At 67.7% G+C, this 10,568-nt stretch carries 9 protein-coding genes; 5 read left to right on the forward strand and 4 right to left on the reverse strand.

Annotated elements, in window-relative coordinates; genetic code table 11:
* The first annotated feature begins 10 nt into the window (after positions 1-10).
* Positions 11-2,350 (forward strand): phosphomannomutase/phosphoglucomutase, encoded by a 2,340-nt coding sequence (locus ACSQ1W_RS20990; protein ID WP_436046011.1) that lies wholly within the window; start codon positions 11-13, stop codon positions 2,348-2,350.
* Positions 2,351-2,442: 92 nt separating this feature from the next.
* Here ACSQ1W_RS20990 and ACSQ1W_RS20995 read toward each other — a convergent pair whose 3' ends face one another.
* Together ACSQ1W_RS20995 and pyrE are read right to left on the reverse strand one after the other, a co-directional pair.
* A complete protein-coding gene (locus ACSQ1W_RS20995; protein ID WP_436046013.1) occupies positions 2,443-3,153 on the reverse strand; it encodes a hypothetical protein in 711 nt (236 codons plus the stop codon).
* Between the two features lie 17 nt (positions 3,154-3,170).
* Positions 3,171-3,842 (reverse strand): orotate phosphoribosyltransferase, encoded by a 672-nt coding sequence (gene pyrE, locus ACSQ1W_RS21000; protein ID WP_436046015.1) that lies wholly within the window; start codon positions 3,840-3,842, stop codon positions 3,171-3,173.
* Between the two features lie 116 nt (positions 3,843-3,958).
* Between pyrE and ACSQ1W_RS21005 the strand changes: the two genes are divergently transcribed.
* The 3 genes from ACSQ1W_RS21005 to ACSQ1W_RS21015 are packed head-to-tail and all read left to right on the forward strand — an operon-like array spanning position 3,959 to position 6,331.
* Complete coding sequence (locus tag ACSQ1W_RS21005) at positions 3,959-4,729, forward strand: exodeoxyribonuclease III (protein ID WP_436046016.1); 771 nt, start codon at positions 3,959-3,961, stop codon at positions 4,727-4,729.
* On the forward strand, positions 4,729-6,057 hold the full coding sequence (locus ACSQ1W_RS21010; protein ID WP_436046018.1) for an AmpG family muropeptide MFS transporter: 1,329 nt from the start codon (positions 4,729-4,731) through the stop codon (positions 6,055-6,057). The genes ACSQ1W_RS21005 and ACSQ1W_RS21010 overlap by 1 nt, the downstream gene beginning before the upstream one ends.
* A 46-nt stretch (positions 6,058-6,103) precedes the next feature.
* A complete protein-coding gene (locus ACSQ1W_RS21015) occupies positions 6,104-6,331 on the forward strand; it encodes a hypothetical protein (protein ID WP_436046020.1) in 228 nt (75 codons plus the stop codon).
* On the opposite strand, the gene ACSQ1W_RS21020 is transcribed toward ACSQ1W_RS21015, so the two are convergent.
* Together ACSQ1W_RS21020 and ACSQ1W_RS21025 are read right to left on the reverse strand one after the other, a co-directional pair.
* Positions 6,328-7,467: an anhydro-N-acetylmuramic acid kinase gene (locus ACSQ1W_RS21020; RefSeq protein WP_436046022.1), complete on the reverse strand. Its 1,140-nt coding sequence runs from the start codon at positions 7,465-7,467 to the stop codon at positions 6,328-6,330. The two genes, ACSQ1W_RS21015 and ACSQ1W_RS21020, sit on opposite strands and share 4 nt — an antisense overlap.
* 80 nt (positions 7,468-7,547) lie before the next feature.
* Positions 7,548-8,987, reverse strand: coding sequence for a peptidoglycan DD-metalloendopeptidase family protein (locus ACSQ1W_RS21025; RefSeq protein ID WP_436046024.1), 1,440 nt, complete (start codon positions 8,985-8,987; stop codon positions 7,548-7,550).
* Positions 8,988-9,172: 185 nt separating this feature from the next.
* Here ACSQ1W_RS21025 and tyrS point away from each other — a divergent pair, with 185 nt between their 5' ends.
* Positions 9,173-10,381 carry a tyrosine--tRNA ligase gene (gene tyrS / locus ACSQ1W_RS21030; RefSeq protein WP_436046026.1) on the forward strand — a complete coding sequence of 403 codons (1,209 nt, stop codon included), beginning with the start codon at positions 9,173-9,175 and terminating at the stop codon, positions 10,379-10,381.
* Positions 10,382-10,568 lie beyond the last annotated feature (187 nt).

The following is a 10,568-nucleotide window of genomic DNA, read 5'->3' on the forward strand; positions in this document are numbered from 1 at the left end:
GGGCAAGACGATGGACACGACGAACGAGAGCCGCATGCGGATTCCCGTAGGCGACCTGCGCAGCGCGCTGCCGAAGCTGGCGGTGTTGCTCGCCTTGCTGGCAGCGCTGATGGCGTGGAGCGGTATCCGCCAGTGGCGTGAAGCCGGCCTGCTGGAAGAAACGGAGCGCGCGCGCGACGGCGCGGTACAGGCCGTGCAGGCGAGCCATGCGGCGGCGGTCAAGCAGCTGGAACAGCGGTTGGCCGCCGCACCGGTCAAGGCGGCGCTGGCGTCGAACGACACCACCGCTGCCGTGGCCGCAATCCGCGAGGGGTGGGCCGGGGTAGAGCAGGTCGAGATTCTCGACGGTGCGTTGACCTCGGCCTATGACGATGCCGCAACCTTCGGCTACAGCAAGCTGGCCCTGCTGGAAGCCGGGATGCAGGGTGACGCGGTGGCGGCCCGTGTGGTGAAGGATGGCAAGGAGACGTCCTTCGGCCTCGCCGCAGCGGTGCCGCAGGGGGTGGTGTACGTGCGGCTACCGCTGGCACGACTGACCGAGGGATTCGAGCGCGTGACGATGCCGGAGGGCGCCTATCTGGCGTTGCGTCAGGGCGGTTACTCGATCGTCCAGCGTGGCAGCAGCGGGTTGGCGGACGGAGCCGAGCGCATGGCTCACGCGGTCGGCAAGACGGGCCTGCGCGTGGCGACGGCGGCTCCCGACAGCGAGCCCGGGCCGTTGGGTCTGGGGGCGATTCCTGCCCTCGTCGTCGCGGGCTTGCTGGCAGGCCTGGCGATCGCAGCGGTCGTATTCGCCCGCGGTGGGGGGCGGCTGGGACGATTTGGAAAGAAAGGAGCAGAGATGAGCGACACGGATGAACCCACCCTCGGCGAAGCGCTGCTGCGCGAACCGCCGCCCGTCGTCCCCGGACGTGCCGTCGTGGCCGCCGACGAGGACGGTGACGCCTATCGCCAGGCCGAAGGCAAGACAGTCGAAGTCGACCCCGGCATCTTCCGTGCCTACGACATCCGCGGCATCGTCGGAAAGTCGCTGAGCGTCGAGGTCGCCGAACTGATCGGTCTGGCCATCGGCTCGGTGATGCGCGACGAGGACCTGGCCGACATCGTGGTGGGCCGCGATGGCCGCCTGTCCGGCCCGGACCTGGCCGGCGGACTGATCGAAGGCCTGCGCAAGGCGGGCCGCAACGTCATCGACATCGGCTTGGCGCCGACCCCGGTGGCGTACTTCGGCGCCTACCACCTTCGCGCGGGCAGCTGCGTGGCGGTCACCGGCAGCCACAATCCGCCGGACTACAACGGCTTCAAGATCGTGGTGGGCGGCCAGACCCTCTCGGGCGATGCCATCACCGACCTGTACGAACGCATCCGCGACAACCGGCTGTACGTGGCGGGCGTGCCGGGCGACCTGCAGCAGCGCGACATCGCGGCCGACTACATCCAGCGCATCGCCGACGACGTGCAGCTGGAGCGGCCGCTGAAGATCGTGGTCGACGCCGGCAACGGCGTGGCGGGCGACATCGCGCCCCAGTTGCTCGAGGCCATCGGTGCCGACGTGATTCCGCTGTACTGCGAGGTCGATGGCACGTTCCCGAACCACCATCCGGATCCCAGCGAGCCGCACAACCTGGAAGACCTGATCCAGACGGTGAAGCGGTTCGACGCCGACATCGGCCTGGCCTTCGATGGCGACGCCGATCGCCTGGGCGTGGTGACCAAGGAAGGCGCGGTGATCTTCCCGGACCGCCTGTTGATGCTCTTCGCCGCCGACGTCCTGGAACGCAACCCCGGCGCACTGATCATCTACGACGTGAAGTGCACGGGAAAGCTGCAGGGCTGGATCCTGCGCCATGGCGGCACGCCGATGATGTGGAAGACCGGCCATTCGCTGATCAAGGCCAAGATGCGCGAAAGCGGCGCGGAGCTGGCCGGCGAGATGAGCGGCCACTTCTTCTTCCAGGAGCGCTGGTACGGGTTCGACGACGGCCTGTACTCCGCCGCCCGCCTGCTGGAGATCCTGGCCAATCGCTCGGAGACGCCGTCCGAGGTGCTGGCCGAGCTTCCCGATGGCGTGTCCACGCCGGAGATCAAGGTCGACGTGGTGGATGGTACGCCGCACGCCATCGTCGAGCGTTTCGTGGACGGTGCCGAATTCGAGGGTGCGCGGCTGTCCACCATCGATGGCCTGCGCGCGGACTGGGACGACGGCTGGGGCCTGGTGCGTGCATCGAACACCACGCCGATCCTGGTGTTGCGCTTCGAGGCCGACAACAGCGCCGCGCTCGAACGCATCAAGACCGAATTCCGCACGCGCCTGCAGGCGCTGGCGCCGGAGTTGAAGATGACGTTCTGAGGGCCGTAACGCGCTACGCCTTCATGACAACGCCGGGCATTACCCGGCGTTGCTGTTTTCAGGGGTGCGTCTGGCGCGTGCCCGCCGCGGCCTTATCTGCGGACCGGCGCGGGCGCTTCCGGTGCGGCGGATTTCAGGGCGGCGTCCTCGGCCTGCTCTGGCGTGATGCCCTTCATCGCGCGGAAGCGCTCCAGGATGCCGGCGATCTCGGTATCCAGGTCCGCGCGCTGCTTCTCGAAACTCTGGTGCAGGCGGCGCGTGCGGACCAGTTCGGCATGGCGCTGGTGGATGGAGGCGGCCATTTCCTTCGGCACGGGCTGGCCGGCCAGTTCGCGGTCGCCGGCGGTCTGCAGCAGGCTGATCAGGCCGTCGCGCAGGCTGATGGTGTTGTAGTGGGCGGTGCGGACGTTGTTGTCGACGATGGCGGTGCGCTCGTTGAACACCCGGCGCAACTCATCCTCGCTGCGGTACGACAGCAGCATGGCGGCGTCGGTGCGCCGGCGCATGTCGGCCGCCGCGGCGTCGATCAGCTGCTGCTGCGCCTCGATCGCGGCCTGGGCGCGCTCTTCGTCGGTCAGGGCGCGGTCCACGCCGCCGGTGCGCAGGCCGCTGGCGGCACTGATCTCGTCGCGTGCGATGTTGACGGCATCGGCCGGCAGCGCGTCGCTGCAGACACGTTGGCCTTTCTCTTCCCAGCAGAAAAGCTTCTTGTTGGCCGGCGCTGCGCCCTTGTTGCCTTGGGCGTGCGCCAGCGGCGCAGCCACGAGCAGGGCAGCCAGCATGTAGGAGGTACGGACGATCATGGCAGTCCCCACTGCGGTCAGTCCTGGGCCGCGCTGCCGTAGCGGGCCCGATAGGCCAGCAGGTCGTCGCGGTGGTGGACAAGGTCGGCGCTTTCGCCGGCAAAAGCAAGCAAGTCATGCAGGCTGGCCACCGCGATCACCGGCACGCCGGTCTCGTCGGCCACCGATTGCGCGGCCGAACGGCGCGCGCCGTCGGTGCTCGGTTCGCCCAGCACTTCCTGGCGGTCGAGCGCGACCACGATCCCCGCCGGCGTGCCGCCGCCCGCACGGATCAGGCCCAACGCCTCGCGGATCGCGGTACCGGCGGTGATCACGTCATCGACGATCAGCACGCGGCGGTCTTCCAGCGGTGCACCGATCAGCAGGCCGCCCTCGCCATGGTCCTTGGCTTCCTTGCGATTGAACGCCACCGGCAGGTCGCGTCCACGGCGGGAGAACTCGCAGGCCACCGCGGTCGCCAGCGGGATGCCCTTGTAGGCGGGACCGAACAGCAGGTCGAACGACAGCCCCGCCTCTTCCACCGCATCCGCGTAGCAGGCCGCCAGTCCGGCCAGCCGCGCACCGCTGTCGAAGCGCCCGGCATTGAAGAAGTACGGACTCTGCCGCCCCGATTTCAGCGTGAACTGGCCGAAGCGCAGGGCCTGCGCATGCAGGGCGAGCTGGAGGAAGCGGGCGCGGTGATCGGTCATGGGCGGCGGCGGGACTGAACAGGTGAGGCGACAGGATAACCGCCCCTTGGTCGACGTCGCGCGACGGATGCGCCGGTTCGGGTACGCTTGCCCGGTTTCCGACGAACGACGTGCACATGCGCATCATCAGCTTCAATGCCAACGGCCTGCGCTCGGCCGCCACCAAGGGCTTCTTCGACTGGTTCACGGCGCAGAACGCCGATGTGCTGTGCGTGCAGGAGACCAAGGCCCAGGAGCACCAGCTGGCCGGCCCCGAATTCCTCCCCGCCGGCTACAAGGCGTGGTTCCGCGACGCCAGCACCAAGAAGGGTTACAGCGGCGTGGCGATCTACGCCAAGCGCGAACCGGACGAGGTCCGCACGGCGCTGGGCTGGCCCGACTTCGACGAGGAGGGCCGCTACATCGAGGCGCGCTTCGGCGACCTGAGCGTGGTGTCGTTCTATATCCCGTCGGGCTCGTCGGGCGACGAGCGCCAGGGCTTCAAGTTCAAGGTGATGGACTGGCTGGCGCCGGTGCTGGACGAATGGCGTCGCAGCGGTCGCCATTACGTGCTGTGCGGCGACTGGAACATCGTGCGCAGCCGGCTGGACATCAAGAACTGGACCAGCAACCAGAAGAATTCCGGCTGCCTGCCGCCCGAGCGTGACTGGCTGAACGGCATGTGCGTGGATGACGGCGGCTGGGTCGACGCCTACCGCGCGCTGCATCCGGAAGGGCAGGACTACACCTGGTGGAGCAACCGCGGCGCCGCGCGCGCCAACAATGTCGGATGGCGGATCGACTACCAGTTCGTCACGCCCTCGTTGCGCGACCGCCTGAAGGCCTGTTCGATCTACCGCGAGCAGCGCTTCTCCGACCATGCGCCCTTCACGGTGGACTACACCTGATGACGACGTCCGCCAGCGCGAAGCCCGGCAAGCCCTCCGTCTGGCGCGCCTTCGCGCAGCCGTCGGCATGGACGATGTTCTTCTTCGGCTTTGCCTCGGGCATGCCGTTCCTGCTGGTGGCGGGCACGCTGGCCTACTGGCTGACCGAGAACGGGCTGGAACTGAAGAACATCACCCTGATCGCGAGCGCCGGCATGACCTACACGCTGAAGTTCCTGTGGGCGCCGCTGGTCGACCGGTGGCGCCTGCCGTTGCTGGGGCGGCTGGGGCAGCGCCGCGGCTGGCTGCTGCTGGCGCTGGCGGTGGTCATCGCCGGACTGCTGCTGATGGCGCACCTGACGCCCGGCAAGCTGGCGCCGTTCATCTGGGTCACGCTGCTGACGGCCTTCGCCGGCGCCACGCTGGACATCGCCGTGGATGCGTATCGCATCGAGATCGCGCCGCAGGAATCCCAGGGTGCGCTGCTGGCGACGTATTCGCTGGGCTACCGCATCGCACTGATCATCACCGGCATGCTGGCGTTGGTGCTGGCCGACCACGTGCCGTGGCCGCAGGTGTACGTCGCCATGGCGTTCTTCATGCTGATCCCCGTGGTCGCCGTCCTAGTCGCCTCCGAACCCGACGTGGTGCGCGTGCGGATGACCACCTGGGCGCAGGGCCTGCAGGAAGGCGTCGTGGAGCCGTTCCTCGACTTCTTCCGCCGCTTCGGTGCTGCGCTGGCGCTCGCGCTGCTCGCGTTCATCCTGCTCGCGAAGATTTCCGACCAGTCGTTGGGCGGCGGGATCATGGCGCCGTTCTATCTCGGTCAGGGCTTCACCAAGACCGAGATCGCGACGGTCACCAAGTTCTATGGCATCTGGGTGGGCCTGGGGGGCGTGTTCCTGGCCGGCATCGCGATCGCGCGCTGGGGCGTGAAGTGGCCGCTGCTGGCCGGCATCGTGCTGGGGGCGATCAGCAACCTGTTGTACGTCTGGCTGATCGGTGCCGATGGCGATCTGTGGAAACTGACGATGGTGATCTCCGGCGAGAACCTGGCGCAGGGATTCCAGGGAACCACGCTGGTGGCCTTCCTCTCGGCACTGGTCAACCAGCGCTTCACCGCGACCCAGTACGCCCTGTTCTCTTCGCTGGTGATGCTGCCGGGCAAGCTGCTCAGCGCGATCTCGGGCGGCATCGTCGAACAGACCGGTTACGGCGTGTATTTCTGGATCACCGCGCTGGTGGCAGTGCCGGCGGTCGTGCTGTTCTTCTGGCTGGCGCCGCGCATCCGCTTCGGCGGTGGGCACGAGGCGGCGACCGGCGTCGACGTGCCGGATACGCAGGCTTGACCGACTGCGCTACAGTTTCCGGCGGGGGCAGGCTGGGGAACGCGGAATGACCGACATCGTGCTGAAGGACGTGGATCCCATCCTCGCCGAGCGGATTCGCCGGGTATCGCAGGCACGCGGCTGGCCGATCAACGACACCATTTTCAACCTGCTGGAGCAGGGGCTGTTCGTCTGCGAGGCGGAGGTCCGTGGCGGGTTCGACGATCGAGAGGTCAACGCGCTCGCCCAGGCCATCAGTGCGTTGAAAGAAGTGCCGCCAGGCAAGGGGTTCTAGGCCGGGTAGACCGTGCCGAGCACGCGCCGTCCGGAGGCGCCGGTGACGGCGGGCAGGTTGCCGGGGCGGCCCGCCAGCGTCTCGCGGGCCAGCCACGCGAAGCCCATCGCCTCCACGTAATCCGGGTCCAGGCCGTGCGACGCCGTGGATTCCACGACGGCCTGCGGCAGGTACGCGGCCAGGCGCGCCATCAGCACGTGATTGCGCACGCCGCCGCCGCACGCCAGCACGCGCCGTGTGTCCGGCTGCGTCATCTGCAGGGCATCCGCCACCGTGCGCGCGGTGAGCTCGAGCAGCGTGGCCTGCACGTCGGCAGGCGCGACCACGGCGTCGTCCATGCGCGCCTGCAGCCAATCCAGGTGGAAATGCTCGCGACCGGTGCTTTTCGGCGGCGGCAGCGCAAACCATGGGTCGGCCAGTAGCCGGGCCAGCAGCGTCGCGTTGATCTGTCCGCTGGCGGCGAAGGTGCCGCCGGCATCGTAGGCGCGGCCAGTATGGCGCTCGCACCACGCGTCCATCAGGGCGTTCGCCGGGCCGGTATCGAAGCCACGCACGTCCCCGTCGACCGGCAGCAGTGTGAAGTTGGCGATGCCGCCCAGGTTGAGCGCGGCGCGGTCCTCCTGCGGGGAGCCGAGCAGTGCAGCATGGAAGGCAGGCATCAGCGGTGCGCCCTGGCCACCTGCGGCCACGTCGCGGCGCCGGAAATCGGCGACGGTGGCGATGCCGCAACGCTCGGCGATGACGTTGCCGTCGCCGAGCTGCCAGGTGAAGGGCGGCTCGGCGTGCGGGCGATGGCGGATCGTCTGCCCGTGCGAGCCGATCGCACGCACGCGACCGCGCGGCACGCCGGCCTCCTCCAGCAGCGACAGGGCGGCCAGCGCGAAGGCTTGCGCGATGCGGCCGTCCAAGGTGCCCAGTGCATCCAGCGATACGGTGTCCGCGCCCTGGCCCAGAGCGACCAGCTGCGCGCGCAGCGCTGCATCCCAGCCGAACGTACGGCCATGCAGCAGTTCGCAACGCAGCGTGCGGCCTTCGCCTTCGAAACGCACCAGGGCGGCATCGATGCCGTCGGCGCTGGTGCCTGACATCAGGCCCAGGTAAAGCTCGGAAGCGAGGGCTTCGGTGGCGTGGGTCATGCGGGATCGCCGGGCAAAGAAAAAGGCGGGACAGTGTCCCGCCTTTTCTCGCATCCCGCCATGCGCGGGTACCGGCTCGGTCAGCCTTTCTTGGCGGCGGACGGCTTGGCGGCCGCGACCGTGGTCGCCTTCGCCGCCCCGTCGGCGGGGCCGACATCGGCGTAGATGATGTCTTCCACCGTGCGGATGCGCGCCAGCGCGTTGGCCGTGTAGGTGCGGTACGCAGCGAGCTGTGCGCCGGCCAGCGGCTCCGGTGGCGGCATCGTCACCGACAGCGGGTTGCGGTGCACGCCGTTGATGCGGAATTCGTAATGCAGGTGCGGACCGGTCGACAGGCCTGTGGTGCCGACGTAGCCGATCACCGTCCCCTGCGCCACGCGCTGGCCTTGTTTGATGTTGCCCATGCGCGACATGTGCGCATACAGCGTGGTGTGGCCGCGGCCATGGTCGAGGACGACGGTGCGACCGTAGCCGCCCTGCCAGCCGGCGAACTGCACGCGGCCATCGCCGGCCGCCATGATCGGCGTGCCCGTCGACGCGGCGTAATCCACGCCCTTGTGCATGCGCATCGTGCCCAGCACCGGATGGCGACGCGCGCCGAACTTCGAGCTCATGCGCGCGTAGGCGATCGGCATCCGGATGAAGTTCTTCTTCAGCGGCCGGCCGGCGGCGGTGAAGTACTCCGGCTTGCCGCCCGGGCGGGTGAAGCGGAAGCCCGAATGCAGCTTGCCATCGACGGTGAAGGTGGCGGCCTGCACCGGGCTGGTGCTGATCAGCTCGCCTTCGCGCCAGGTCTGCTCCACGACCACGCTGAAGCGGTCTTCCGGACCCAGGTCCGAGTTGAAGTCGATGTCGTACTTGAAGATCTCGTCGGTCAACGAGTTGATGTTGGCGGACGTCAGGCCGGCCTTGCGGGCCGAGCGGTTCAGCGAACGTCCGACCTTGCCGCTGAGGACCACGGTACGGGTGGTCGTCTCGCGCGCGATCACGCGCTCGGTGATCCTATCCTCGCCCACCACCAGTTCGACGCGGTGGCTCGGGTCGCGGTCGTAGCGCAGGGTGCGCAGGCCGCCGGTGACGGGCAGGTCGAAGGCGATCTCGGTGCCGGGCTTCAGGCGGGTCAGCGCCTTCTTGGCATCGGCGTTGTCCAGGATGCGGTGCAGGGTGGCAGCCGGGATGCCCAGCTCCTCGAAGATCGCGCCCATGGTCTGCCCCGGCTTCACCCGTACGACCTGCCAGCTGTCGCCCGCGATGCCCGCTTGGCGCGCCGCCGACAGTTCGGGCAGATCGAGCAGCAGGGTGTTGCGCGGCTCCGACACCGGCGCCTGGATCGCGCTCGAGAAGCCGGGCACGATGGTGGCCATCAGCACGCCGATGGTGGTGAACAGGCTGGCGTGGATCCAGTGGCGGCGCGTCCAGCGCCCTTCCGGCAGGTGCCGCTTCACGGCGGTATCGCGAAGCACCCCAAGGCGCTCCCGGAACTGTTGCTTGCGGCCGTTGCCGCCCCCATGAGTTTGCATCAAGGTTGCATCCCGGGGCCAAGGCAAAGCCCCAATCGGCGTACCATAGACACGCGAAGACTTCGCGTCAAACCATTGAGTCAAATAGCTTTTTTGATTGGTATCACTATTTACTTTCTTTTAACGGTAACTTCACGTCACTGACTTGGCCTTCACGTGGCCGCCCTTACTGGAACCGCTATCCCGTGTCCTCCGCAGAAGCTCTTGCCCTGATCGGCCGTGGCGCCGATGAAATCCTCAAGTCCGAAGACCTGGAGGCCCGCCTGAAGCTGGGTCGCCCGCTGCGCGTGAAGGCGGGATTTGACCCCACCGCGCCCGACCTCCATCTGGGCCATACGGTGCTGCTGAACAAAATGCGGCAGTTCCAGGACCTGGGCCATCAGGTGATCTTCCTGATCGGCGACTTCACCGGGATGATCGGCGACCCGTCGGGCAAGAACGTCACCCGCAAGCCGCTGACCCGCGAGGATGTGCTGGCCAACGCCCGTACCTATGAGGATCAGGTGTTCAAGGTGCTGGACCGGGAGAAGACCGAGGTCCGCTTCAATTCCGAATGGTTCGGCAAGATGGGCGCGGCCGACATGATCCGCCTGGCCGGCCAGCACACCGTGGCCCGCATGCTCGAACGCGACGACTTCGCCAAGCGCTACGCCGCCCAGCAGTCCATCGCCATCCATGAGTTTCTGTATCCACTGGTACAGGGCTACGACTCCGTGGCGTTGCGGGCGGACGTCGAACTCGGCGGTACCGACCAGAAGTTCAACCTGCTGATGGGGCGCGGCCTGCAGGAACACCACGGCCAAGCCCCCCAGGTGGTGCTGACCATGCCGTTGCTCGAAGGCCTGGACGGCGTCAACAAGATGTCCAAGTCGCTGGGCAACTACATAGGCGTCAGCGAGCCGGCGATCGACATCGTCACCAAGACCATGAAGATCGGCGATGACCTGATGTGGCGCTGGATCGAGCTGCTGAGCTTCGAGATCGGGGTGGTGGAAGCGGCGGCGTTGAACGCATCTGTGGCGGCCGGCGAGCTGAATCCGCGTGAGGTGAAGCTTCGCCTGGCGCGCGAACTGGCCAACCGTTTCCATGGTGCCGACGAAGCCGAAAGGGCTATCGCTGGCTGGCATGCGGTCGTCACCGGCCAAGGCGACACCTCATTGCTGGAGCTGAAGGATGTCGTGGTGCCGGCTGAAGGCATCCGCATTGCCGCGCTGCTCACCGCGGCAGGCATCACTCCCAGCAACTCCGAAGCCAACCGCAAACTCAAGGAGCGTGCGGTCAGGTTGGAAGGCGAAGTGGTCGAGGACGCCGCTCTGCAGCTGGCGCCGGGTTTCGAGGGCGTCCTGCAGGTCGGCAAGCGAAATTTCGCCCGAGTTCGTCTTGTGGCTGGCTGAGTAGAGCGTCCTCGCGGGAAGAGGGGTGGAGGGCGCGTGAAAATTTCTGCGCAGACCCCTTCCCAAAGCTGGTGGAACCGGCCATACTTTCCCTCCCCCGACGCACGGGGCCTTGCCGGACCGGCAGGGCGCCAGAAGGAGGGGAAAGATTCGCCAACAACTTCGAAAAAAGATGTTGACGAAACAG

Source organism: Pseudoxanthomonas sp. LjRoot143 (assembly GCF_964252945.1).
Lineage (GTDB): Bacteria > Pseudomonadota > Gammaproteobacteria > Xanthomonadales > Xanthomonadaceae > Pseudoxanthomonas_A.